General features: G+C 70.3%; 24 protein-coding genes. 6 read left to right on the forward strand and 18 right to left on the reverse strand.

The window, feature by feature from the left end:
• Window positions 1-79: 79 nt before the first annotated feature.
• Both LL239_RS02210 and LL239_RS02215 read left to right on the forward strand, forming a co-directional pair.
• The gene (locus LL239_RS02210) at window positions 80-832 is read left to right on the forward strand and encodes an IclR family transcriptional regulator (protein WP_228161802.1); all 753 of its coding nucleotides are present in this window, start codon (window positions 80-82) and stop codon (window positions 830-832) included.
• Window positions 833-919: 87 nt separating this feature from the next.
• Complete coding sequence (locus LL239_RS02215) at window positions 920-2,101, forward strand: 4-hydroxybenzoate 3-monooxygenase (RefSeq protein ID WP_228161803.1); 1,182 nt, start codon at window positions 920-922, stop codon at window positions 2,099-2,101.
• Window positions 2,102-2,107: 6 nt separating this feature from the next.
• Here the strand turns inward: LL239_RS02215 and corA are convergent, their stop codons facing one another.
• The 4 genes from corA to LL239_RS02235 form a co-directional block, all read right to left on the reverse strand.
• Window positions 2,108-3,106, reverse strand: a complete 999-nt coding sequence (gene corA / locus LL239_RS02220; RefSeq protein WP_228161804.1) for a magnesium/cobalt transporter CorA — start codon at window positions 3,104-3,106, stop codon at window positions 2,108-2,110.
• A gap of 43 nt (window positions 3,107-3,149) precedes the next feature.
• On the reverse strand, window positions 3,150-3,482 hold the full coding sequence (locus LL239_RS02225) for a DUF3140 domain-containing protein (RefSeq protein ID WP_228161805.1): 333 nt from the start codon (window positions 3,480-3,482) through the stop codon (window positions 3,150-3,152).
• Window positions 3,483-3,556: 74 nt separating this feature from the next.
• Entirely contained in the window at window positions 3,557-4,426 is an 870-nt protein-coding gene (locus LL239_RS02230; RefSeq protein ID WP_228161806.1) for an EamA family transporter, read from the reverse strand.
• A gap of 19 nt (window positions 4,427-4,445) precedes the next feature.
• Window positions 4,446-5,714, reverse strand: a complete 1,269-nt coding sequence (locus LL239_RS02235; protein WP_228161807.1) for a serine hydrolase domain-containing protein — start codon at window positions 5,712-5,714, stop codon at window positions 4,446-4,448.
• Window positions 5,715-5,898: 184 nt separating this feature from the next.
• Between LL239_RS02235 and LL239_RS02240 the strand changes: the two genes are divergently transcribed.
• On the forward strand, window positions 5,899-6,552 hold the full coding sequence (locus LL239_RS02240; RefSeq protein WP_228161808.1) for a biliverdin-producing heme oxygenase: 654 nt from the start codon (window positions 5,899-5,901) through the stop codon (window positions 6,550-6,552).
• Between the two features lie 7 nt (window positions 6,553-6,559).
• Here the strand turns inward: LL239_RS02240 and LL239_RS02245 are convergent, their stop codons facing one another.
• The 8 genes from LL239_RS02245 to LL239_RS02280 all read right to left on the reverse strand — a co-directional run bounded on the left by LL239_RS02245 (window position 6,560) and on the right by LL239_RS02280 (window position 16,300).
• Complete coding sequence (locus LL239_RS02245) at window positions 6,560-7,936, reverse strand: ATP-dependent DNA helicase (protein ID WP_228161809.1); 1,377 nt, start codon at window positions 7,934-7,936, stop codon at window positions 6,560-6,562.
• Between the two features lie 111 nt (window positions 7,937-8,047).
• Window positions 8,048-8,479 carry a MerR family transcriptional regulator gene (locus LL239_RS02250; RefSeq protein WP_228161810.1) on the reverse strand — a complete coding sequence of 144 codons (432 nt, stop codon included), beginning with the start codon at window positions 8,477-8,479 and terminating at the stop codon, window positions 8,048-8,050.
• A 54-nt stretch (window positions 8,480-8,533) separates the two neighbouring features.
• Window positions 8,534-9,658, reverse strand: coding sequence for a serine hydrolase domain-containing protein (locus tag LL239_RS02255; RefSeq protein ID WP_228161811.1), 1,125 nt, complete (start codon window positions 9,656-9,658; stop codon window positions 8,534-8,536).
• The gene (locus LL239_RS02260; RefSeq protein ID WP_228161812.1) at window positions 9,655-11,247 is read right to left on the reverse strand and encodes a CocE/NonD family hydrolase; all 1,593 of its coding nucleotides are present in this window, start codon (window positions 11,245-11,247) and stop codon (window positions 9,655-9,657) included. Before LL239_RS02260 ends, LL239_RS02255 begins: the two co-directional genes overlap by 4 nt.
• Before the next feature lie 37 nt (window positions 11,248-11,284).
• On the reverse strand, window positions 11,285-12,139 hold the full coding sequence (locus LL239_RS02265) for a carbohydrate ABC transporter permease (RefSeq protein ID WP_228161813.1): 855 nt from the start codon (window positions 12,137-12,139) through the stop codon (window positions 11,285-11,287).
• Between the two features lie 2 nt (window positions 12,140-12,141).
• Window positions 12,142-13,053, reverse strand: a complete 912-nt coding sequence (locus LL239_RS02270; RefSeq protein ID WP_228161814.1) for a carbohydrate ABC transporter permease — start codon at window positions 13,051-13,053, stop codon at window positions 12,142-12,144.
• Window positions 13,038-14,357 carry an ABC transporter substrate-binding protein gene (locus LL239_RS02275; protein WP_228161815.1) on the reverse strand — a complete coding sequence of 440 codons (1,320 nt, stop codon included), beginning with the start codon at window positions 14,355-14,357 and terminating at the stop codon, window positions 13,038-13,040. The genes LL239_RS02270 and LL239_RS02275 overlap by 16 nt, the downstream gene beginning before the upstream one ends.
• A 14-nt stretch (window positions 14,358-14,371) precedes the next feature.
• Window positions 14,372-16,300 carry a glycoside hydrolase 5 family protein gene (locus LL239_RS02280; protein WP_228161816.1) on the reverse strand — a complete coding sequence of 643 codons (1,929 nt, stop codon included), beginning with the start codon at window positions 16,298-16,300 and terminating at the stop codon, window positions 14,372-14,374.
• Window positions 16,301-16,393: 93 nt separating this feature from the next.
• Between LL239_RS02280 and LL239_RS02285 the strand changes: the two genes are divergently transcribed.
• From LL239_RS02285 to LL239_RS02295, 3 genes are all read left to right on the forward strand, one after another.
• Window positions 16,394-17,002 (forward strand): TetR/AcrR family transcriptional regulator, encoded by a 609-nt coding sequence (locus tag LL239_RS02285; protein ID WP_228161817.1) that lies wholly within the window; start codon window positions 16,394-16,396, stop codon window positions 17,000-17,002.
• Between the two features lie 89 nt (window positions 17,003-17,091).
• Window positions 17,092-17,928, forward strand: coding sequence for an NAD(P)/FAD-dependent oxidoreductase (locus LL239_RS02290; protein ID WP_228161818.1), 837 nt, complete (start codon window positions 17,092-17,094; stop codon window positions 17,926-17,928).
• 126 nt (window positions 17,929-18,054) lie between these two features.
• The gene (locus tag LL239_RS02295) at window positions 18,055-19,137 is read left to right on the forward strand and encodes a hypothetical protein (RefSeq protein WP_228161819.1); all 1,083 of its coding nucleotides are present in this window, start codon (window positions 18,055-18,057) and stop codon (window positions 19,135-19,137) included.
• A 13-nt stretch (window positions 19,138-19,150) separates the two neighbouring features.
• Here the strand turns inward: LL239_RS02295 and LL239_RS02300 are convergent, their stop codons facing one another.
• The 6 genes from LL239_RS02300 to rpmB all read right to left on the reverse strand — a co-directional run bounded on the left by LL239_RS02300 (window position 19,151) and on the right by rpmB (window position 23,457).
• On the reverse strand, window positions 19,151-21,148 hold the full coding sequence (locus LL239_RS02300; protein WP_228161820.1) for a cytochrome c oxidase assembly protein: 1,998 nt from the start codon (window positions 21,146-21,148) through the stop codon (window positions 19,151-19,153).
• Window positions 21,149-21,227: 79 nt separating this feature from the next.
• Entirely contained in the window at window positions 21,228-21,515 is a 288-nt protein-coding gene (locus LL239_RS02305) for an HU family DNA-binding protein (RefSeq protein WP_022878194.1), read from the reverse strand.
• Between the two features lie 223 nt (window positions 21,516-21,738).
• On the reverse strand, window positions 21,739-22,611 hold the full coding sequence (locus LL239_RS02310; protein ID WP_228161821.1) for a hypothetical protein: 873 nt from the start codon (window positions 22,609-22,611) through the stop codon (window positions 21,739-21,741).
• A gap of 131 nt (window positions 22,612-22,742) precedes the next feature.
• Window positions 22,743-23,048 carry a 30S ribosomal protein S14 gene (gene rpsN / locus LL239_RS02315; RefSeq protein ID WP_022878196.1) on the reverse strand — a complete coding sequence of 102 codons (306 nt, stop codon included), beginning with the start codon at window positions 23,046-23,048 and terminating at the stop codon, window positions 22,743-22,745.
• 2 nt (window positions 23,049-23,050) lie between these two features.
• A complete protein-coding gene (gene rpmG / locus LL239_RS02320; protein WP_013584775.1) occupies window positions 23,051-23,221 on the reverse strand; it encodes a 50S ribosomal protein L33 in 171 nt (56 codons plus the stop codon).
• Window positions 23,221-23,457 carry a 50S ribosomal protein L28 gene (gene rpmB / locus LL239_RS02325; RefSeq protein WP_013584774.1) on the reverse strand — a complete coding sequence of 79 codons (237 nt, stop codon included), beginning with the start codon at window positions 23,455-23,457 and terminating at the stop codon, window positions 23,221-23,223. The genes rpmG and rpmB overlap by 1 nt, the downstream gene beginning before the upstream one ends.
• Window positions 23,458-23,500 lie beyond the last annotated feature (43 nt).

Raw genomic sequence — 23,500 nt, forward strand, 5'->3', positions numbered from 1 at the left:
CGACCGGACCATGTTCCGGCACGCGCCGCCGACGCGCCAGCACGTTCCCGCTGAATGGGAGTCATGCCATTCTGGCCTCATGGCCAACTCCCCCTCGGGTGACTCGGTGACCGACCGCCTGGTCCGCATCCTCGAGACTTTCACCCCCACGCGGACCGCGCAGACGACGGCCGACATCGGCCGCCGTGCCGGTCTGCCGAGCTCGTCGGCCCACCGCATCGTGAACGAACTGGTGGATGCCGGGCTCCTCGAGCGCGACGAGGAGCGCAGGGTGCGCGTCGGCATGCGGCTGTGGGAGCTGGCCACCCGTTCGTCGCACGCGCTGCGGCTGCGTCAGGCGGCACTGCCGTTCATGGAGCGGGTGCAGACGCGGGTGCGCGAACACACCCAGCTCGCGATCCTCGAGCAGGAGGAGGCGCTCTTCCTCGAGCGTCTGAGCGCCCCCGACTCGGGAGCGAACATCACGCGGGTCGCCGGGCGCCTTCCGCTGCACGCGTCGTCGTCCGGCCTCGTCCTGCTCGCCTTCGCCCCGCGTGACCTGCAGGAGAGGGTGCTCGGCCGGCCGCTGGCCGCGGTGACGCCCGCCACGATCGTCGACCCTGCGGCGCTGCGGCGCACGCTCGCCGAGATCCGCACGCTCGGGCGGGTCATCGCACCCGGCTACGTCGACGAGGTCTCCACGGGCGTCGCGGTGCCCGTCCGCGACGAGACGGGTGCCGTGATCGCCGCACTGTCGGTGGTGCTCCCGCGCGACGCCGAGACGCAGTTCGCGCTCGGGGAGCTGCACCGCGCCGCCCGCGACACCGAGCGCGCACTCGGGTACCGGCGCTGACGCGCGGCATCCCGTTCATTGGGAATGGGGCGGCGGCGGCGCGGCATCCACGCCAGCATCGGCGGGGTACCCGTCGAAGGAGACGCCATGACCACCACCCTCCGCACCCGCGTCGCGATCGTGGGCGCCGGCCCCGCGGGGCTGCTTCTGTCGCACCTGCTCGATGCCGCCGGCATCCCGTCGATCGTCATCGATCAGCGCTCGCGCGACGAGATCGAGAGCACGATCCGCGCCGGGATCCTCGAGCAGGGCACGGTCGAGCTGCTCGACACCCTCGGCGACGCGTCGCGCGTCCGCACCGTGGGCCACCGTCACGACGGCATCGAGCTGCGGTTCGCCGGCGAGGGCCACCGCATCGACTTCCCCGCCCTCGTCGGCCGCTCCGTCTGGCTCTACCCGCAGCACGAGGTGCTGAAAGACCTCGTCGCCGCGCGGCTCGCGGCCGGCCAGGACCTGCGTTTCGGCGTGACGGCCGAGAGCGTCCAGGATGCCGAGACCGACCGGCCGCGCGTCATGGCCCGTGATGCGGACGGACAGCCCCTCGAGATCGAGGCGGAGTTCGTCGTCGGCTCGGACGGATCGCGCAGCGTCGCCCGCGCCGCGGTGACCGGCTCGAGCACGGGCGGCTACTTCCGCGAGTACCCGTTCGCATGGTTCGGCATCCTGTGCGAGGCGCCGCCCAGCGCGGAGGAGCTCATCTACAGCAACTCTCCCGACGGCTTCGCGCTCATCAGCCAGCGCTCGGCGACCGTGCAGCGGATGTACTTCCAGTGCGACCCTGAGACCGACACCGCCGCGTACTCCGAGGCGCAGCTGTGGGACGAGCTGCAGAAGCGCGTGCCCGGAACGACGCTGAAGGAGGGGCCGATCTTCCAGCGCGACGTGCTGCGATTCCGGAGCTTCGTCGCGCACGAGCTGCTCCGAGGCCGTGTCGCGCTGGTCGGAGACGCGGCGCACACCGTGCCGCCCACCGGCGCCAAAGGCATGAATCTCGCGGTCGCCGACGTGCGACTGCTCGCCGACGCACTGCGCGCCCTCCTCCTCGAGGACGACGCGCGCCCGCTCGAGACGTACCCCGAGCGGGCCCTGCGGCGCATCTGGAAGGCGCAGCACTTCTCGTGGTGGATGACGAGCCTTCTGCACGTCGCCCCGGATGCCACGGACTTCGACCGCCGCCGCCAGCTCGGCGAGTTGCGCTCGGTCGTGGAATCGGCCCACGGCCAGGCCTATCTGGCCGAGGCGTACACCGGGTGGCCGCTCGGAGCGTAGCCCGGATCACAGCCAGCGCTTGCGCTTGAAGGTCACCCAGAGCCCCAGGGACGTCGCCGCCATCAGAGCCAACGCCATCGGGTAGCCGAACACCCAGTCGAGCTCGGGCATGTTCGTGAAGTTCATGCCGTAGATGGCCCCGACCAGCGACGGCCCGAACAGGATCGCCGCCCAACCCGAGATCTTCTTGACCTGCTCGTTCTGCTCGAGGGAGGTCTCGGTCTGCCGCTGCGCGACGAGCGTCGCGTTTACGGTGAGGGCGTTGTCGAGGATCGCCCGCAGCGCCGCCACCTTGTCGCTCTGCCGCAGCACGTGGTCGAGCACGTCGCGCAACGATCGCTGCAGCTCGATGTCGACGCCGTACTTGTCGGCGCCGCGGAGGAGCGCCTGCAGCATGTCGCGCAGCGGATCGGTCGCTCGTTGGAAGTGGATCACTTCCCGCGCGAGCTCGTAGATGCGCTGCGTGAGCTCGGCGTCTCCGCCGGCGAAGAGCTGGTCCTCGATCTCGTCGACGTCGTTCTGCAGCCCACGGGCGACGGGATCGTACTGATCCACCACCTCGTCGAGGATCGCGTAGAGCACCGCCTCGGGTCCGCGCGCGAGGAGTTCGGGATTCTGTTCCATCCGGCGGCGCACCCGGGAGAGATCGGGGACTTCGGCGTGCCGCACCGTCACGACGTACTCGGGCCCGATGAACACGTGGAGCTCGCCGAACTCGACGGTCTCGGTCTCGTCGATGTAGCGCGCCGGACGCAGGACCGCGAACAGGTTGTCACCGTACCGCTCGAGCTTGGAGCGCTGATGGCCCGCGAGCGCGTCCTCGACCGCGAGGGGATGGAGCGAGAACTCCGCGGCCACCCGCTCGAGCTCCTCCGGGGACGGGCGCAAGAGCCCGATCCACGCCATCCCGCCGTGCGCCTCCATGTACTCGAAGGTCTGGTCGAGGCTCGAGGGGTTCTCGATGCGGCGACCGTCGACGTACACCGCACTGTCGATGATGGGCATGTGTCCGTTGTCTCCCCGGGCGGATAAGTGAGGGCGGCGGCGATCAATCCTTGTTCGGATCGTGGCCCCAGTTCATCAACGAATACCGCCAATCGGTGTCGCTCACGTCGCCCTTCGGCCGCTGCGCGCTGTGGCGCTTCACGTAACCGACGACCTTCCGCATGTGCGCGAGGTCCGCGTCGGTGAGGTCGGCCTTCTTCGTGCCGAGGATCTCCACGATGCGCCGACCGCTGCGATGCCCGGTCGACTCGCCCCCGCCGTCCTTCTGCCCGACGGCCTTGGAGTCGTCGGTGTCGAGCCACTTCTTCAGCTCGCTCGCGGTCATGTTGACCGCGTCGTCGAAGTCCGCGCGGGTCTGCTCGTCGTCGTCGCTCATCCCGCCATCCTCGTGCTCCGCGAGGCGCCCGGACGTCCCCTTGCGCCCCGCGCCGTGACGTGGCATCCGTTCGATCAGCCGACCGGCTCGGGCTCGGCACGCCGAGAGGCGCCCGTGACCGCGCCGATGCTCGCCACGATCACGAGGGCGATGCCGGCGATCTCGAGCCACGACAGGTGCTGACCGAGCAGCAGGAAGCCGGCGACGGACGCCGTGGCCGGCCCGAGGCTCATCATGATCGCGAACGCCGACGCCGGCAGACGCCGCAGGGCGATGAGCTCGAGCGCGTACGGGATCGTCGACGACAGCAGTGCGACGGCGGCGCCGAGGGCGAGGATCTCGCCTCGCAGCAGGACACCGCCGGCCTGCGCGATGCCGAAGGGCAGAGCGATCACGGCGCCCACCGTCATCGCCAGGGCGAGGCCGTCCAGGCGCGGGAACTCCCGTCCCACCCGCGCGGAGGCCAGGATGTACAGCGCCCAGCTCACGGCGGCGGCGAGGGCGAAGGCGACGCCGAGCGAGTCGAGCCTGTCCCATCCGCCGGCTCCGAGCGACACGACGCCCGCGAGTGCGAGACCTGCCCACAGCCATCGCGCCATGCCCGTCGCGGTGATGATCGAGAGGGCGAGCGGTCCCAGCACCTCGATCGTGACCGTGACCCCGAGCGGGAGCCGCTCGAGTGCGAGGTAGAACAGCCCGTTCATGGATGCCAGCACGACGCCGAACCAGACGACCGAACGCCACGCGGAACCGGCGTGTCCGCGCAGCCGCGGCCGGGCGATCACGAGCAGGAGCAGTGCCGAGAACAGCAGCCGCAGCATGACGATGCCCAGTGGACCGGTCTGCGGGAAGAGCATCACCGCGAACGAGGCCCCGACCTCCTGGCACGTCAGCCCTGCCAGCACGAGGGCCGCCGCCGGCCCCCGGCCGGAGCGCACGGTCATGGCGCGACCACGCGGGCGATCACTGCGCGGGCGGGCAGATGGCGATCGTGCCGAGGTTGTCGCGCATCTGCTGCGCCGTCCACGGCAGTCCCGCCTCGGGCACCGAACGGCCCTCGGCCGCGGGCGCCTTCGAGGCGATCGCTGCGAGCTCCCACGCCAGCCAGGCGCCCGCCATCTCGTTCGCGCCGGAGTTGTTCAGGACGACGGCGACGGACATCCCCGTCGAGGGATCGGCGAACGCGCCGACGATGTACCCGGGCGCCGACCCGAACTGCCCGATGAGCGACCCGGCCTGGTACGCCCCGCCGGCGGCGGTGAACCACGTCGGCGCGTCGGCGCTGACGGGCACGGGCGCGGCGAACCGGTCGTTGTCGTCGTCCAGCAACGCGCCCGTGGCCAGGGCCTGGGCGTAGCGACCGAGATCGGTGATGTCGGTCACCGCGCCGGAGTCGCCCGCGCCGAAGCTCGCCGAGGTCACGGTGAAGTCGGCCGGTTCGGTGCAGTTCCAGGCGCCCTCCGCGTTGGGCAGAGACCAGTAGCCGTCCAGGGCGTTCGACGACGGCGCCGCAGCCGCCGATCCGGGCAGCGAGGTCGCATCGAGACCGAGCGGCTGGGCGACGCGCTCGGCGATCAGGTCGGACAGCTTCTCGCCCGTGGCACGCTCCACGGCCATACCGGCGAGGAGGTAGTTCGTGTCGGAGCCGGCGAACGCGGCGCCCGGCGCGTTGCGGCGGGGACTGGCGATGCCGTAGGCCATGAGCTCACGGTCGTCCCACACGCGATCCGGCTTGCTCAGCACCTGGTTGGCCAGGATCGACTGGTACCCGCCGAGGCCCGACGTGCCGTCGCACAGCTGACGCAGCGTGATGTCGTCGAAGCCGGGCAGACCACTGACCCACGTCGACACAGCGTCGTCGAGCGAGAAGGTGCCGCTTTCGGCGAGCTCGTAGACGATGTCGCACGTCATGGCTCGTGTCACATCGGCCGCGCGGAAGCCCATGTCGGCCGTGACCTCCGCACCGCCGGGACCCTGGGTGCCCAGACCCGACACCCATGTGCCGCTCCACGGCGCCCAGACACCGACGATCGCACCGCTGGATCCGGTGATGGCCATCGCCGAGGTCACGGCATCCCGCAGCTGGGCGACGGTGTCGTCGGGGAGGGACGCCTGCACCTGCTCGGGAATGTCGACGGATGCCGACGCCTGCGGCGTGCACCCGGAGAGGGCGACGGCGATGATGCTGGCTCCCGCGACCACCACGGCCGCCGATCGGCGCCAACCCCGCATGTCCACCCCCGAAAATCCGCGCGCGCCGAAGCGGCGCTCCAAGAATTCAAACACACGGCGAACAATCGGAGCGTCGGCTTGCGCTCCCCCGGAGTCACGTCTGCATCACAACTGCGGACGCGGCAGCGGCCACCCGCGGCAATCGGGGGTTAGGTTTGCCTAACTCGTTGCGTATGATGTCCGCATGAACGCCGTCGCTTCGTTCTCCGCCGCCCTGCGGGAACGCTCGAGCGCCGCTCACGCTCCGTCCGAGCTCGCAGACTTCATGGTCGATCTCATCACCGGGGCGGGGACGCGCGAGGACTACACCGCCCATGTCGCGCAGCAGTGGTTCATCTATGCGGCGCTGGAGGCCGGCGCCGATCGCCTCCGCGACGACCCGGTCGTCTCGGTCTTCCTGAGCGACAAGCTCACCCGCCTTCCCGCCATCGAAGCCGACCTCGGCTTCCTCATCGGCCCGGACTGGCGCGAGCGCATCGCACCCCTCCCCACGACCCAGGCGTACGTGTCGCGCATCCGCCGCCTCGCCGCGCGCTGGCCCGGTGGCTTCGTGGCCCACCACTACACCCGCTACCTCGGCGATCTCTCGGGCGGACCGTCGATCGGTCGCCTGCTGCAGCGCCGGTTCGGCTTCGAGACCAACGGCATCGGCCTGTACCTGTTCGCCGACATCGCCGATCCGACCGCTTTCAAGCGCATCTACCGGGAACAGCTGGATGCCGCTCCGTGGGACGACGACGAGAAGGAACGCGTCATCGACGAAGTGCTCGTCGCCTACCGCTTCACGACCGAGTTGTGCGCGGACCTGGCGCGGGCGAAGGCTACCCAGGTGGCGTGAGCCCTGCTCAGGTGGCCTGCGCCGCTTGCTGCCGACCGAGCCAGGCCTGCTTCATGAAACGCCGGACGTCCTCGTCGACGCGGATGTCGCTCGGACGCAGCGGACGCGACAGGTAGAGCCCGTCCAGCGAGGTCAGTCGGCTCAGTGCGACGTACGTCTGCCCGGGCGCGAACGCCCCCGCTCCCAGATCGACGACCGCGCGATCGTAGGTCTTCCCCTGCGACTTGTGGATCGTCACCGCCCACGCCAGGCGCAGCGGGAACTGGGTGAACTCGGCCACGATCTCGCGCGAGAGATTCTTCGTCCCGGGGTCGTAGGCGTACCGATAGCGCTCCCAGACGGCCGGCTCGACGTCGTGCTCGACGCCGTCCACCTCGACGCGCACACTGTCGCCGGCGATCCGCGTGACGGTGCCGATCGTGCCGTTGACCCACCGCGGCCCCTCGCCGAACTGCGCGGAATCGTTGCGGAGGAACATGACCTGCGCGCCGATCTTGAGCGTCAGCGCGAGCTCCGCCGGATAGTTGGCCTCCCCGCGGCCGAAGTCGCCGGAGATCTCGGCATTCGCCGTCTGCGTGCGGCCGACCAGTTCGTCGAGATGCCGGCGGTTGATCTCGTTGACGCGGTCGTTGCGGGTGGCGAGCGTGATGATCGGGTGCTCGCCGTCCGCCGGGTGCGGGGGCGTGCGCGCGCCCGCACCGTTGAGGATGCCGGCCATCTCCGCGGTGACGCGACCGTAGCGCACGGCGTTCAGCAGGGTCTTGAACCCCGGATCGGACTGCCGGTGGATCTCGACGAGCTCGTTGACGTGGAGGTCGGCGCCGTGTCGGCCGATGTCGATGAGCCCGTCTCCGGCGGACTCGCCGGACCACACCTTCGCGTCGAAGAACCAGAACGAGCGGTAGTGGTCGCGGATGTACCGCGCCTCATCGCCGCGCGGCGGCACCGGGGCGAGCTGGTACGGGTCGCCGAACATGACGATCTGGGTGCCGCCGAACGGCTCGGCGCGACGGCCGCGCGCCTGTCGGAGCGAACGGTCGATGGCATCCATCAGGTCGGCGTTGACCATCGAGATCTCGTCGATGACGAGGGTGTCGATCGCGTTGAGGATCTTGCGGGTGGCGTCGTTCTGCTCGATGTCGCCGTTCGCGATGAGCCCGATCGGCAGGCGGAACAGCGAGTGGATCGTCTGCCCCTCGACGTTGAGCGCGGCCACTCCCGTGGGGGCGCACACGGCGATCTGCTTCTGCGTGTTGCAGGCCAGGTGCTGCAGGAGCGTCGACTTGCCGGTGCCCGCCCGGCCGGTGACGAACACGTGCTCGCGCGTGTCCTCGATCAGTCGGAACAGCGCCTGCTGCTCGGCCGAGAGGGGTGGCGTGGTCACCGGTTCATGCTAGTTCGCGGGGGATGCCGGGGGCCGCGGTGTGGAGGGCGTTCGGGGATGGGAGCGCATTTCGGCGTTGGGGGAGCGGGATTTCACGCCCCGAACCGGGCGTCACACGGGCGCTTCGGTGTGGACGACGAGCCACCGCGCCTGGCCCGCCAGCACGTCGTCGACGTGGCTGCGGAACCGCGGGCACTCGGTGATGTCGTGCGCGCGGCACTGCAGCGCGTGCTCGGTCATCGCTCGGGCCTGCGCGATGTCCGCCGCGCGGCGGTCGAGCTCGGCGATGTGCTCCTCGAGCACGCGGTGACGGTCGGGAGCGCCCTCGTCGAGCAGCACCCTGATCTGATCGAGTGTCATCCCGGCCGCCTTGTTGCGGAGGATCACCGCGATCCGCACGAGGTCCGCGTCCCCGAAGCGCCGCCGGCCCGCCGACGTGCGCGCCGGACGGAGGAGCCCCTCATCCTCCCAGTACCGGAGGACGTGCGTCTCGAGTCCGAACCGGGCGGCGGCGTCGCCGATCGTCTCGCCGTGTGACGTCATGTCGACATGAAGTCACACCCGGGTCGCGAACGCAAGCGGAGCGCGCCGTCGACCTCAGACACCGGAGCGCGCGGCGCACTCGCGCGCGATGCGGGAGAGGACGATCGCGCGCGCATCCACTCCGCCCGGCGTGGTCATCCGCGTGGGGATGTACCCGAAGGCCAGATCGTGCAGCGGGTCGGCGAAGGCGAGGGCTCCGCCCGCACCGTCATGGCCGTAGGCGCGGAAGCTCGCGAAGGGCATGTCGAGGTGCGGTTTCATGAAGACGACGCCGAAGGCGAGGGAGGCATCCAGGACGATGTCGCGCCCGCGTACGTGGACCTGGGACATCTCCGCGAACGTGTCCCGCGGGGCGATCGCATCGCCGATGTGTCCGAGCGTCGCCGCGTACAGCCGCGCGAGGCCGCGGGCGGACCCGACCCCACCGGCCGCGGACGTCCCGCGGCGCCGCACCTGCGCGGAGTGCGGACCGAACCCGGCCAGGATCGCGTCGCCCTCGCGACCGAGACGTCCGAAGGCAGCGGCGGCGAGGTCGTCGTGGGGACCGGGGGCGGCGGCCTTGTCCAGCGGGGCCGGACGCGGGTCGACGTATCGAGCGGACTGATCGTCGGGGAGTCCGAGGAAGAAGTCGACGTCGCGGGGGGCACGGATGCGGGACTCGTAGAGGTCCTGGAGTTCCGCACCGCACACCCGGCGCACCAGTTCCTCCATGAGGATGCCGATCGTGATCCCGTGATAGCCGAACGCGCTCCCCGGTCTCCACAGGGGGCGCTGTCGAGCAAGCCTCTCCGCGCCCGCCCGCGAGTCGATCGCGTCCTCGGGGCGGATGCCGTCGTCCGTCGCAGGAAGCCCGGCCTGGTGAGACAGGAGTTGGCGGACCGTGATGTCGCTCTTCCCCGCCGCCGCGAACTCCGGCCAGTAGTGGGCGACCGCACGGTCCAGCTCGAGGTCGCCCTCGCCGAGGAGCAGGGCGACCACGGTCGCTGCGACCCCCTTGGTCACCGAGTACACCCCGGTGATCGCGTGAGCCCCCGGTCCGCACACCACGTCGACGGCGGCCTCGCCGCCGACGTACACGCACAGCTGCGCACCGTAGTCCGGATCGGCCGCCGACCACTCCGCGACGCGTTCCCGGACGGGCTCGAATCCGGCGCGTACCTGTCCGTGCACGCTCGTCACGGAATCCTCCTCGTCACGGTTGCTCCGGCGGCGCCCCAGCCGTCGACCACGACGGGCAGGTCGAGCACGCTCCGCGCGGCGACGGTGGACAGCAGTCGCCGGTGCTCCGGCCGGACCGGTCGGGGATGGAAGGGGTGACCCGTGCCCGCGATCTGCACGCGGACGCGGTGGCCGGGACGGAACGTGAAAGCCGCCGGCGCCAGTGAGACCGTCACAGCCGTCTCCCCCGCCGCGGCACGGACGAATCCGTCGGAGACGTTCCGCGAGACACCCCGCGGGCTGACGTCGCAGAGCCGTACGAACCAGTCCTGGGCGTGGGCCTCGACGTCGTCGGTGACGATCCGCAGCGAGGGGCGACCGGCGATGGTGAGCGGGTGCCGAAGGACGTGCGTCGTGAAGACCTTGACGTCGTCACGGCGCTCCCGGGCGTGCTGGCGACGCCGGCCCGCGAAGTCGGGGTTCAGGCCCCGGCCGCCGGCCGCCGGCGGCGAGTCCGCCGGGTCGACCTGCCAGACGAGATCCACCTCGCCACGCGGCTCGAGGCGGAGCGCGGCGTCGACGTCGAGAGCGAGAGATCGGACGGTGGCGGGGGGCGGCCACGCGTCGAGCTCCACCCAGCGGGAGAGCCCTTCGTCCCAGACCGTCGCACCTCCGCGCCCCGCGCCCGCGAGGAGGTGAAGGCCTTCACGGATCACCGTGGTCGCGATCGCCGGCGAGCCGTGGGTCCAGGGCCCCACCACCAGGCGCACATCCCGCCCCGCGGACGCGATCGCCTCGACGTCGGCGAGCTGGCCGACGACGAACGGGTCGTACCACCCGGCGACGAGCGTCGACGGGGGCATGGCCGCGCGGATCTCCCCCCGTCGGAGCGGGTCCCACCACGGGTCCCGCGGATCGTCGTAGCGCACCCAGTCCCGATAGGGCGCATACGTCTTCCCGTCCAGCAGCACACCGTCCGCCTCGGCGGGAGCGGCATCCAGCGCCGCCGGCATCCTCCGCCGGATCCTCCGTATCGTGCGCCACCGTTGGAACGGGGGCAGTTCCTGGGTGATCAACCCGGCGATCCACATGAGGGCGGTCTCGGGCGCGAACACCCCGTCCGGATACACGGCGGCGGCGTGCATGTCGGTGGCGGTGACCGCGGCGGCCGCCGATGACACGCGGCCGGGGTCGGCCGCGATCACCGAGTAGGCGGTGTGCCCGAAGTAGCTCGCACCGAGCACCGAGATCGGACGGTCCGCCCACGGCTGGTCAGCCAACCAGGCGAGCGTGTCGGCACCGTCCTCGAGCTCGTGGCCGAACGGCTCGAACTGCCCGCCCGAGCCGAAGGTTCCGCGGCAGCTCTGGACGACGACCGGGTGCCCGCGCTCGGCGAGCAGGCGGGCGAGGAGGTCCATTCCGTCGCGCCCGTACGGGGTGCGGATGAGGACGAGCGCCGACGAGGAATCGAGCGGTCGCGGGAGCCACACGTCGGAGAGCAGCACGACATCGTCGCGCGTGCGCGTCGGAACCGATCGCTGGACCTCCGGTGCCGCGGTGCGTCTCGGCAGGCGTCCGAGCATCCCGACGATCCGGCTGCGAAGAGTCATCCTCGTCCTCCCCTTCCGGTGATCGGTGTCGTGCCGCTCATCCCTTCACGGCCCCCGCGGCGAAGGCGTCGATGAGACGGCGCCGGAGGATCGCGTACATCACGAACACCGGGATGACGCTGATCACCACACCGGCTGCCAGTCGGCCGAGGTCGACGTCCGCTCCCTGGAACGCGCCCTCGCTCCGCAACAGCGGCAGCGCCACCTGGACGGTGTACGACGCGTTCGTCGTGATGACCTGGGCGAAGATGTACTCGTTCCACGCCGCGAGGAAACACAGGATCGCCACCGTCGTGAGCCCGGGGAGCACGATGGGCAGGAGAACGTGCCGCATCCGACTGACGATATTCGCTCCGTCGAGTTCTGCCGACTCCTCGATCTCCTTCGGGATCGCCCGGAAGAACGGGATCAGCAGGAGAACCGCGAGCGGCACGTTCATCGCGGCGTAGAACAGCACCAGGAAGAACAGGGGCACCTGGATCAACCCGGACCGCACCGCCATCAGGTACGTGGGCACGAGGACGGCGAACTGCGGGATCAGGAACGCCAGGCCGAAGGCGATCTGCGCGCCGGTGGCGAATCGAGAGCTGCGCCGGGCGATGCCGTGCGCGGCGGGCGCGGCCAGGAGGATCGTGAGCACGACCGATCCGACGGCGACGGCGAGGGAGTTCGCGGATGCCGCGATCAAGCCGACGGCGTTATTGGCATCCGCGAACTTGGCGAACGAGAACGATCCCGGAAGGCCGAGCGGGTCGAGGGCGATCCGGGTGTTGTCCTTGAACGCGCTGACGACCAGGTAGTACAGCGGCAGCACGATCAGCGCGGCATAGACGACGACCGGCACGTATGCCGCCGTCCAACCGATCACGCGACGGGGTGTGGACGCGGCCATGGTCACTCCTTGGTCCGGAAGGCGAAGCGGATGATGCCCATGCCGACCAGCCCGACGAGGAGCCCCACGACCCCGATCGCCTGGCTGTAGCCGATGCGGCCCGAGACGAACGCCTGGTCGTAGAGGTAGAACGCGAGCGTCATGGTGTTCGAGCCGGGGCCGCCGTTGGTCAGGAGCAGCACGGTCCCGGCCGACCCCAGCAGCAGCCACAGGAACTGCAGCATCGTCATGAGGCCGATGAAGTCCTTCGACATCGGCAGAGCGATCGAGACGATCTCCCGCCAGATCCCGGCGCCGTCCAGACGAGCGGCCTCGTAGACCTCGTCGGGCACCCGCCCCAGAGCCGCCGAGAAGATGACGGCCGTGGCCCCGATGCCGGCCCACGCCTCGGTCGCGATGATCGCCCACAGCGCGGTCGAGGGGTCGGCCAGCCAGAGCCGCTGCAGGTCGCCCAGACCGACCGCCGTGAGGATGCTGTTGATCGCTCCCCGCGGTTGGTAGAGGCCGGTGAACATCATCGCGCGGGCCGAAGCGGACACGATCCACGGGGTGAAGAAGATGATCGACAGCACCGCGTGACCGGGCGGGCGACGGCTGAGGAAGAACCCCAGCAGGAACCCGAGCGGGATGATCAGCAGCAACCCGACCCCGACGTACAGGACCGTGTTGACGATCGCGACGCGGAGGATCTGGTCTTGGAACAGGTAGGCGTAGTTCGCCAGCCCACTCGGTGTGGGGATCGCGACGAGGCTGTTCCAGGTGAAGAAGCTCAGCACGATCATCGCCAGCAGCGGCACGACCATGAACAGCCCGTACCAGAGGAGCGCGGGCGAGACCTCGAGCACCTGACCCGCACCGCGGCGGCGCGCTGACGCGCGCCGTCGCGATGCGGAAGCGATCACTGCGCTTGCCACGCCTGCTCCAGGCTCGTCGTGATCTGCTCGGCCGTCGAGCCGGCCACGAAGGCCTGGGTGGCCGCGCGGAAGAACGCCGAGGTCACCGTCGGGGACAGGATGTTGTAGGTCGGCTGGTAAACGGTGGTCTGCGACGGCAGCTCCGCCTGCGAGGCGATGTTCAGCGGCGGCAGCACCGACTCGTCGAGCGTGAGGTAGCCCTCGCGCGCCGGGGAGATGTAGCCGATGTCGACGAACTTCGCGAGGTTCTCCGGCTGGTACAGGAACGAGATGAACGCACCCACCTCGTCGATCTTCTTCTGACCGTTCGGGCTGACCCAGATGCCGGTGGACTGTCCGGCGAAGCTGACCGGCTTGGACACCGGGCTCCCCTGCGGCAGGGGGAAGCCGCCGAGCTGCACGTCGATCTGCGGGAAGGTCGCCTGCGCGTTGCCGTAGCCCCACGAACCGTCGAAGAGCATCGCCGCCTTGCCGGCCCCGAAGGCCGCCACCTGGTCGGGGTACTTCAGGCCCGCCGAGTCGTCGCTGAAGACGCCCGCGTCGCGCAGCTGCAGCATCCCGGCGATGACCTTCTGGCCGTTCGCTCCGGCCCAGTCGCCGCTCTCGAACAACTCCGTGACCTCGTCCTCGGTGAGGAGGGTGAGCGCGACGAGCGTCAGCACACCGGGTGCCGGGTAGTCGGCGCCGCCCACGACGAAGGGCTGCACGCCGTTCGCCCGCAGCGCGGCGGACAGCGAGATCAGCTCGTCCCAGGTCTTCGGCGGGGAGTCGAAGCCGGCCTGCCGGAGGAGGTCCATGTTGAACCACATCGGCCAGTTGTAGCCCTCGAGCGGGAACGCCTGCAGCTGCCCGTCGGCGTTCGTCCACGCCTTCAGCGCCGTGTCCGAGAACACGTCGTCCAGGCCCCACTGGTCGAGGTAGCCGGACACGTCGACGGTCGCCCCGTTCTTCAGCCATGTCGTGGGGTCGCCCACGAGGTTGGTCATGACGATGTCCTGCTCGGTGCCCGACACGACCGACTTGCCGTAGGTCGTGGGCAGGTCGGTCTGGACGACGAACTGGTTGGTCACGGTCACGCCGGGGTTCGCCTTCTCGAACTCCTCGGCCATCGTGTTCAGCCATGTCCCCGCCGGACTGTCGGCGGAGTACAGACTCAGGGTCGTGATCTCGTCAGCGTCGCCGCCGGAGTCGGTGGAGTTCTGATCGGTCGAGCACGCGGACAGGGAGAAGGCCAGGGCCGCGGCCGTGGCGAGGCCGACGACGGCGCGGAGGCGCCGACCGTGGCCGGGGGTGTGGTGCGTCATTGCAGGAACCTTTCTCAGCGTTGAGAGGGGGTGGAAAGGGGGACGACAGTGGCTCCGAGGGGCGGCAGAGACAGATCCCGGGTTCCCCGCGGGGTGGTGAGCTGGAAGTCGCGCCGCTGGTCGGACTGGCTCACGACCACGGCGAACTCGGCGCCGTCGGGGTGGCGCAGGAGGTCGGCGAAGACGTCGTCCGACGAGGTCGTCACGACCTCCCGGGCGCCCGACAGCTCGCCGAGGGCGCGGTAGAGACGGACGAGCCCGCTCCGGTCGACGAAGGGCACGCGCGCTGCGTAGAGCTCCACCGGGTAGGTGCACAGGAGCATGCGCCCCTCGCCCGTCACCCGCTCCACGATGGCGGGTCGGCCGCGGCCATCGCGGGCGACGACGCTGTGCTCGTCCGCGTCGACGGGCAGCATGACGCGCGCGACGTCGGACCCACCCACGGGGAGGACGATCTCCTCGCCGGCGGCGAGGTCGCCGAAATCCCGCTCGAAGTGAAGCGTGACGGTGTCCCCGTCCACCGGCTGCGTCAGCCCGTACCGGGCCTGATGACGGATGCCGAAGCTGGAGTTCACGTCGGGCCACCACCATCCGCGCTGGTTGAGGGATTCGCCGGAGCAGAAGCTGACCCACACGGTCGATCCCCGGTGCGCTGCCTCCTGGAGCGCGCGCGCACCCGGCGCTGTGATCGCCTTGGTGGCGGGCACCAGCAGCAGCGGAAGGGCGGGCACCCCGAGCGTCTCGCGCACGATCCCCGGCTGCAGGTCCGCCAACCGGCCGGCGATGTAGCCCTCGAGGAGGGAGTCGCGGATGCCGGGTGCCTCCTGCGGATTCCAGAACGGGTACTCCCCGTCGAGGAACGCACTGACGAAGAGGCCGGACCGGGAGGCGACGCGGCGCGCGGCGACGAGGTCGTGCTCCCGGACGGTCGCGGCGAAGGACGCGAGTTCGCCGAGCGCCGGCTTGGGCGTCCCGTCGGCGGTCGTGAGCCCGAAGTTCATCTCGTACGGGTGGTGCGAGTAGGGCTCGGCATCCGGGATCGCGAAGTCGGTGTTGTTCCACCCGAGCCAGCCCGTCACGCCGGCGGCCAGTGTGGAGTGCAGGACCTGGCGGTAGTAGTCGGCGGCGTTCTCGTGCGAGGCGAACTCGCTCGTGACGCCGAACTCCTCGAGCACGACGGGGCGGCCGAAGGGAGCACAGAGCTCCGCGTTGAACGCGGGGATCAGGTGCTGCCGGACCGGGTCGTCGCTCATGTGGTACGAATGCGGCCCGATCCAGTCGGTGAGCGGTGCCGTCCAGCTCAACCGGAAGCCGTTGTCCTGGCCCATGACCTCGCTGCCCCACGCCCCGTCCCCAAGCGATACCGGCTGTGTCCCGCCGGCGGCGCGCACGGCCGCGACCATGAGCTCGCCCCACGCGCGGACGGCCTCCTTGTCCGTCTGCTCCGCGGGGGCCATGAGCCCTCCGCCGCCGCCGTACAGCGGCATCTCGTTCGAGACGAGCCACGCCGACACGGCGGGGTGGTCGGCGAAGCGCCTCACCATCTCGCCGATGAACCACGCCTGCCGACCGACCATCCAGACGTCGCTGTAGAGATCGCGGCCCCCGCGCCACGCCGGGTCCCAGTTCTGTCCCGACATGTGGCCGACGATGAAGGTGGGGATCGTGCGCAGGCCCGCCTCGATGTGGAGGTCGAGGAAGCGCCCGAACAGCGCGCACTTCTCTTCGTCGATCCGGTAGGGCTCGGGATGGAAGTCGGGCCAGAAGAAGAACGATCGGGTCACCGTGAGCGAGTGCTCCGCCAGCAGCGCGAGCTCCTGCGCGACGACCGCCTCGTCGAAACGACGCCACATGTGCGGTCCGCCTGCGCGCGACCAGAAGTTGACACCGATCCAGGTGTCATCCATCGCCCGCATGGGTCGGTCGAAAATCGTCGTGGCCACGGCGCCCCATCTCATTCACGTCTTCGTCGAACGAGATGACAGTAACTCGAAAACAGCTCATGTGCAATATTTTGGCGCGACTACGCTGAGCGCGTGGAGCAGAAGAGGACCCGAGGGCCGTATGCCAAGTCCGCCGCGCAGCGGCAGAACATCCTCGCGGCAGCTCGCCGGACGTTCGCGCAGCTGGGCTACAGCGGTGCGTCGATGCGCGGTATCGCCGAGGAGGCAGGCATCACGTTCACCGGACTGCGCCACCATTTCGCCACCAAGGACGAACTCCTCGTGGCGGTCCTGACGCAGCGCGACGAGGAGCATCAGGCCCAGCAGGCCGACATCCACGGCACCGACTTCCTCAACGCGCTCGGAGCGCTCCTCCACCAGACGCTCGACGAGCCGGCGATCACCGAGATCTTCACCACGGTGTCGGGCGAAGCCGTGTCACCAGACCATCCCGCCCACGAGTTCTTCACCCGTCGATACGAACGCGTCCGACGCGAGTTCTCCACCGAATTGGACCCGGGCGTCGGAGAGCCGGCGGTCGTCACCATCGCTCCGGAGAACGCCGCGATCCTGCTGGCCGCCGTCATGGATGGCCTCCAGCTCCAGTGGCTCCTCGACGAGTCGGTGGACGTCCACGGAGCCTTCGCCGACTTCATCGGACTGCTCCGGCCTCCGCCTGCGTCGGACGGCAGCGCCACCTGACCCGCGGCGCTCTCGCGTCCGCCCGCGCTTGACTTCAGGTCGACATGAAGTCGCAGCATGGTCGCGAACGCAAGCGAGAGGAGCCCGTCATGTACGAGGCCATCATCATCGGCGGCGGTCCCGCCGGGCTGCAGGCCGCCCTCACCCTGGGGCGCATGCATCGCCGAACCCTGCTGCTGGACTCCGGCGAGTACCGCAACGCCACGGTCGACCACGCGCAGAATCTGCTCGGCAACGACGGTGTCGCCCCGGCCGATCTGCGCCGCCGCGGCCGCGATGAACTCGCCGCATACGCGACGGTGGAGATCCGGGATGCCATGGCGTCCGGGGTCGCGGCCGACGCCGACGGCGTGCGGGTGGAGGTCGCGGGCGAGCAGCTCCGTGCCGACCACCTCGTGCTGGCGACCGGTCTCGCCGACGATCTCCCGCCCATCCGCGGACTGTCGGAGCACTGGGGTGATCGCGTCGCCAACTGTCCGTTCTGCCACGGCCATGAATTCGCCGGGCGTCCGGTCGCCGTGCTGAACGCATCGCCGCACGCGGCGATGCTGCGCGGGATGCTCGAGCCCGTGGCATCCGAGGTCTTCGTGCTCGACCCGGCGCGCGTCGTGCAGGTCGAGAGCACCGGCGACGGACTGGCGCTCGTGCTCGACGACGCGTCGAGGTTCGACGTCGCCGGAGCCTTCGTCGCACCCGTCTCGCGCCAGCGGGCGCCCTTCGCGGCGCAGCTGGGCCTCGACCTGCAGGAGTCCGGGGCCGTCCGGATCGACCCCTTCGGGCGCACGAGCGTCGACCGCGTCTTCGCGGTCGGCGACATGGCCCACCCCGATCACTTCCCGGGGCCGATGGCGAGTCTCGCGGCGGCGATCACGGCCGGCCAGCTCGCGGCCGTGGCGATCGTGCAGAGCCTCGCAGCGCCGCGGTGAGTCCTGTCGGTCGCGGAGCACCCGGTCGTCCTGTTGCAGGGCGCACGGCGCGGACTTCGGATGCGCGAGCCCACCCGTGACCGACGCATTCCGCTGGCGCGCAGGTCGCTTTCCTAGACTGGGCGAGTGGACAGCGGGGGCAGAGGACCGGCGACGACCGAGGATGCCGGCCTCGGGCGCCCCCGCCGACTCGCCCGCGACCTGACGATCCTCGGCGTCATCGGCGCACTGCTCTTCGCCGCGCTGGGTGCCGGAGCGGCCGCCGCGTACCGCGAGCTCTACAGCCCGCGCGCCTTCGTTCTGCACTACCTCGAGCTGCTGCAGGACCGTCGAGCGGCCGAGGCGCTCGCGGTGCCCGGCGTCGCCGTCGACTCCACCGAGCTCGAGAGCGCGGGTCTGCCCGCCACGGCATCCGAGGCGCTCCTGCGCTCGGACGCCCTGCAGGCGATCACGGACGCGCGCGTGACGAGCGAGACCGTCGACGGCGACATCACCCGCGTCACCGTCGAGTACCGTGCCGGTGCGTACGACGGCCGCACCACCTTCGCCGTCCGCCAGGACGGATGGTCCGGCGTCGTGCCGCATTGGCGCTTCGACGTGAGCCCCCTCGCCGTCGTCGATCTCACCGTGCGCGGCTCGATGCGGTTCTCGGTCAACGGGTTCGAGATCGACAAGCGGCAGGTGTCCGTCGACGGGGCGGATGCCGACCCGTCCGCGGCCGTCCCCCTGCTGGTGTTCTCGCCGGGTCTGTACTCGGTCGCGGTGGACACCGCGATCTCGGCGACCCCGGGGGTGGCCATCCTCGCCGACTCCCCCCTCACGGGGGTGCCGGTCGACGTGCAGGCCGAGCCCACGGAGGAGTTCGTCTCCGTCGTCCAGCAGCGCGTCGAGGACTTCCTCACGACGTGCGCCGAGCAGAAGGTGCTCCAACCCACCGGCTGCCCGTTCGGATTCACCGTCCGCAACCGGATCGACGACGCTCCCACCTGGTCCATCGTCCAACAGCCCACGGTCTCGGTCGTGCCGGATGGCGCCGGTTGGCGCATCCCGTCCGCGAAGGCGGTGGCCCGCATCGAGGTCGACATCCGCTCGATCTTCGACGGATCGGTGCGCACCGTCGAAGAGGACGTCCCCTTCACCGTGGACGGCGAGATCACCGTGCAGCCGGACGGTTCGGCATCCATCGCCATCGGCGGCGGCACCGACTGACCGGGCGCCCGCCTCAGCGGCCCTTCGCCGCCTCGCGCTCGGCGATGCGTGCATCGCGCGCGGCAAGGCGCTGGAGCTCGGCGTTGTACTCGTCGAGCTCGATGTCACCGACCCGGTCGACGTGGCGGTCGCGGCGGCGCTGCTGTCGCTCGTCGCTGCGGCTCCACTGGATCGCGACGGTGATCGCGAGGATCAGCGTCGGGATCTCGCCCACGCTCCACGCGACGCCGCCGCCGGTGTACTGGTCCTGCAGCGGGGTGGCGCCCCACTCCCGGCCCATGGCCCCGAACCATTCGGCCGCCATGAGACCGGAGTTCATCATGATCGCGATGCCGAAGAAGGCGTGCATCGCCATGATCGCGATGAGCACCAGCAGCCGCATCGGATACGGCAGCCGGTAGGGGACGGGATCGATGCCGATGAGACTCAGGACGAACAGGTAGCCGGTGATGAGGAAGTGCGCGACCATCCAGATGTGGCCGACGTGGTCGTACAGCGACCAGCGGAACAGGTCGGTGTAGTAGAACGCCCACAGCGATCCGATGAACAGCCCCGCCGCGACGTACGGGTTCGTCAGCACCGTCGCGACCGGGTTGTGCACGGCCCAAAGGATCCATTCGCGGCCCCCGCGCGAACCGTCCTCGCGCTTGCGGATGGCCCGCGCGGCGAGGGTGACGGGCGCGCCGGCGACCAACAGCAGCGGGATCGCCATCGACAGCAGCATGTGCTCGATCATGTGCACGCTGAACAGGTAGTCCTGGTAGACGTTCAGCGGACCGGAGGTGACCCAGAAGATCGCGAACATGCCCAGCGACCACAGCACCGTGCGGTGGATCGGCCACGTGTCGCCGCGGCGGTGCAGACGCCATGCGCCCGCCCAGTAGAAGAACAGTCCGAAGCCGGCGACGAACGCCCACAGCAGATCGATGTCCCACGCCGTGAACCAGCGATCGAGGGTGAACTCCGGCGGCAGCGGCGACCCGGTGAGCACCTCCGCGGGTGTGCGGCCGATCGGGGGGAGGTCGGCGGCGGGCGGGGGCGTCCGGGCGAGGGCGACCGCGATCCCGCTGGCGACGCCCATGAAGACCAGCTCGAGCAGGACGACGCCCCAGAACCGGCGCGACCCGGCCTCGTCGCCCATGCCGGCGATGAGCCGGCGGCGATACCAGGCTCCCAGGACGCCCATCGCCACGAGAGCGGTGACCTTCACGAGCACGAGGACGCCGTAGGGCGAGAGGAGGTTCTCCCAGCCGATCAGCCCGATCGAGGCGCGCACCGTGCCGGACACGGCCACGACGATGAAGGACACCAGCGCGAGCGACGAGTACCGCAGCAACGCCGTCTGCAGCTGCGATCGGCTGAGCGCCGGCCGCACCACGACGAGCAGGACCAGACCGCCGAGCCAGACCGCCGCGGCGATGATGTGCAGCACGAGAGAGGTGACCGCCGCGGTGTGGCTCGCCTCGGTGCCGGCGTGTCCCTGCGTGCCCATCGGGATGAGCGCGGCGATCGCCAGAATCGCGACGAGGAGGGTCGGGACCCACGTGCGTACGGCGAACGTGAGCACGGTGAGCACGGCACCGGCGATCGTGGTGATGAGCCACGCGGGACCGATCTCGGTCTCGACGAGGAAGCGCCCGAGCTGTTGCCCGAAGACGGCGTCGAGGGTGGGCGTCGCGTTGATGACGTTGAGGAACGTCAGGAACCCGGTCGCCGCGGCGGCCACGGTGAAGACGGCCGCGCCGATGGATGCCGTGTCGAGGGCGATCTCGAAGGGACGCTCGCCCGCGGGCAGGGCGAACAGCGCCAGTACGAGCGAGCCGACCATCGTCGCCGCCGACAGGTTGACCACGAGCGTCGCGGCCGGAAGCCCCCAGCGGACGAACGGACCGGGGTCGGCCAGGAGCGATGGCGCGGCACCGCCGCCGTAGGCCAGACCCGCGACCACGCAGATCGCCGAGACCACGACGAGGATGACGGGTCCGGCCACGCGGAGGGCTCGGGGATTCACCCCCCAAGCCTACGTCGCCCGCACATGCAGGAGGGGGGATGCCGACGCGGCATCCCCCCTCTCACAGTGCGCTGTCGTCTTACTTGACGGCGGCCTTCAGCTTCGAGCCGGCGGTGACCTTGACACGCTTGCCCGCGGGGATCGAGATCTCCTCGCCCGTCTGGGGGTTGCGGCCGGTGCGGGCCGAGGTGGCGACCTGCTCGAACGCGATCCAGCCCGGGATCGAGACCTTGCTGCCCTTGGCGACGGCCTCGGAGACGGTGGAGAAGAGGGAGTCGAGCACGCTCGACACGGCGGACTGGCTCTGTCCGGTCGCGCTGGCGATGCTCGCGACGAGCTCGGTCTTGGTGATGGACTTGTCGGCCATGTGGTTGTCCTCCAGGCGACGGTCGTGTCGCCTCTCGTTACATCGGACGAGGAGGGATTCCCCTCCTCGGTGGTCGGGAGACCGCCTCGACAGTATCAACCGAACCGCGGAATTACGCGGATATTCGCGGATTTCGCCCGCGGAAGGGCGGCGTGTCGCTTCAGATCTGTGACGGAAGGGACGCGTGAGGCGGTCCCGGGGAACAGGACGGGGCTCCGCCCGCTCAGGCACCGGTGCGTCGACGTGACCGATGGGCGCTCAGCGCGAGTGCACCCACGAGAGCCGCCAGCCCCCACGGCACGAGAGCCAGCACCTCGGGTGCACCGCTTCGCGCGAGCACGGATCGCGCGGGCGCCGACGGGCCGGATGCCGCGGCGGCCGGGGTGGTCGCCTCGATCGACGGCGACGGGCCCGCGGCGGGTTCCTCGGAGTCGGACGGGGTCGGGCTCGGGGTCGGCCCGGTCCCCGCCGGCAGGACGAGCAGCTCCAGAGATCCCTGACGATCACCCACCCTCACCTCGACCGGGTGCTGCCCCGGAGCGAGTCCGGGGATCGTGAACGCAAGCGTGAACGTTCCGTCGGATGCGCTGCGACCGACGAGGGTGGGGTCCGGGCTCGCGCTGGTGGTCACGAGCACGTCGGTGTCGGCCGGGAAACCGAGCCCGATCAGCTGCAGCCGCTGCCCGACCGTCCCGGCGGGCGGTTCGAACCACACCGCGCCCTCGGTCTCGTCCGGATCCGGGGCGGAGGTCACGACGGTGTATTCCGCCTCCCACTCGTCGGGACCCACCCAGATGATCACCGCGTGCCGCCCCGGCGCGACATCGGGGATCGTGAAGGGCACGTCGAAGAATCCCTCGCTGTCGGTGTGCCCCGCGGTGACGGGCTCCTCGTCCGGATCCGTCGCCACGAGCACCTCGGAGTCCGAGGCGAAGCCGGTGCCCAGCAGGCGCAGCTCCTGCCCGACGGTGCCCTGGGCCGGCAGGAAGGAGGCGCTCGGCGCACCCGCCGCACCCGCTGCGGCTCCCCCTCCGAGTACGGCCGCGAGGCCGACCACGACACCCCACGCGATGACTCGATGCACCGTCGTCTTCACTCCCGCTCCTCGGCTCGGAAGGTCGGTGCCCCGCCGCCTTCGCGCGGAAGCTTAGCGAACCCCGCTCGTCCAGACACGACGAAGGGCGAGGGGCCTCTCGGAACCCCCGCCCTTCGTCGTGGAACTGGTGCTTACCAGGACGACTTGGTCACACCGGGCAGCTCGCCCCGGTGGGCCATGTCGCGGAAGCGGACACGCGAGACGCCGAACTTCGTCAGCACGCCACGGGGGCGGCCGTCGATGACGTCGCGGCTGCGCACACGCGCGGGCGACGCGTTGCGGGGCAGCTTCTGCAGGCCCACGCGGGCGGCCTCGCGGGCCTCGTCGGTCGCGTTGGGGTCGACCAGGGTCTTCTTCAGCTCGGCGCGCTTCGCGGCGTAGCGCTCGACGACGACCTTGCGCTGCTCGTTGCGCGCGATCTTGCTCTTCTTAGCCATGCTTAGCGCTCCTCTCGGAAGTCGACGTGCTTGCGGACCACGGGGTCGTACTTCTTCAGCACGATGCGGTCGGGGTTGTTGCGGCGGTTCTTGCGCGTCACGTAGGTGTAACCCGTGCCGGCGGTCGAACGCAGCTTGATGATCGGACGGACGTCCTGAGCCTTCTTCGCCATTACAGCTTCACGCCCTTCGCCTGCAGGTCACGGACGACGGCCTCGATACCGCGCGCGTCGATGACCTTGATGCCCTTCGCCGACACGTTGAGCTTGATGTTGCGACCCAGCGACGGAACGAAGTAGGTCTTCTTCTGCACGTTCGGGTCGAAGCGGCGCTTCGTCCGGCGGTGCGAGTGCGAGATGTTGTGACCGAAGCCGGGAACCGCTCCGGTCACCTGGCACACTGCTGCCATGGTGATGTCTCCTTCTGTACCGTGACACCGGACGGTGTCACCC

The sequence above is a fragment of the Microbacterium testaceum genome (genome assembly GCF_020781835.1).
Taxonomy (GTDB): domain Bacteria; phylum Actinomycetota; class Actinomycetes; order Actinomycetales; family Microbacteriaceae; genus Microbacterium; species Microbacterium testaceum_H.

Bases quoted from the DNA above. Each gene is read 5' to 3' on its own strand.
- LL239_RS02260 (WP_228161812.1), bottom strand. From the start codon at position 11,247: ATGACTCTTCGCAGCCGGATCGTCGGGATGCTCGGACGCCTGCCGAGA.
- LL239_RS02210 (WP_228161802.1), top strand. From the start codon at position 80: ATGGCCAACTCCCCCTCGGGTGACTCGGTGACCGACCGCCTGGTCCGC.
- LL239_RS02215 (WP_228161803.1), top strand. From the start codon at position 920: ATGACCACCACCCTCCGCACCCGCGTCGCGATCGTGGGCGCCGGCCCC.
- LL239_RS02265 (WP_228161813.1), bottom strand. From the start codon at position 12,139: ATGGCCGCGTCCACACCCCGTCGCGTGATCGGTTGGACGGCGGCATAC.
- corA (WP_228161804.1), bottom strand. From the start codon at position 3,106: ATGCCCATCATCGACAGTGCGGTGTACGTCGACGGTCGCCGCATCGAG.
- LL239_RS02250 (WP_228161810.1), bottom strand. From the start codon at position 8,479: ATGACGTCACACGGCGAGACGATCGGCGACGCCGCCGCCCGGTTCGGA.
- LL239_RS02290 (WP_228161818.1), top strand. From the start codon at position 17,092: ATGTACGAGGCCATCATCATCGGCGGCGGTCCCGCCGGGCTGCAGGCC.
- LL239_RS02240 (WP_228161808.1), top strand. From the start codon at position 5,899: ATGAACGCCGTCGCTTCGTTCTCCGCCGCCCTGCGGGAACGCTCGAGC.
- LL239_RS02225 (WP_228161805.1), bottom strand. From the start codon at position 3,482: ATGAGCGACGACGACGAGCAGACCCGCGCGGACTTCGACGACGCGGTC.
- LL239_RS02275 (WP_228161815.1), bottom strand. From the start codon at position 14,357: ATGACGCACCACACCCCCGGCCACGGTCGGCGCCTCCGCGCCGTCGTC.
- rpmG (WP_013584775.1), bottom strand. From the start codon at position 23,221: ATGGCGAAGAAGGCTCAGGACGTCCGTCCGATCATCAAGCTGCGTTCG.
- LL239_RS02230 (WP_228161806.1), bottom strand. From the start codon at position 4,426: ATGACCGTGCGCTCCGGCCGGGGGCCGGCGGCGGCCCTCGTGCTGGCA.
- rpsN (WP_022878196.1), bottom strand. From the start codon at position 23,048: ATGGCTAAGAAGAGCAAGATCGCGCGCAACGAGCAGCGCAAGGTCGTC.
- rpmB (WP_013584774.1), bottom strand. From the start codon at position 23,457: ATGGCAGCAGTGTGCCAGGTGACCGGAGCGGTTCCCGGCTTCGGTCAC.
- LL239_RS02235 (WP_228161807.1), bottom strand. From the start codon at position 5,714: ATGCGGGGTTGGCGCCGATCGGCGGCCGTGGTGGTCGCGGGAGCCAGC.
- LL239_RS02305 (WP_022878194.1), bottom strand. From the start codon at position 21,515: ATGGCCGACAAGTCCATCACCAAGACCGAGCTCGTCGCGAGCATCGCC.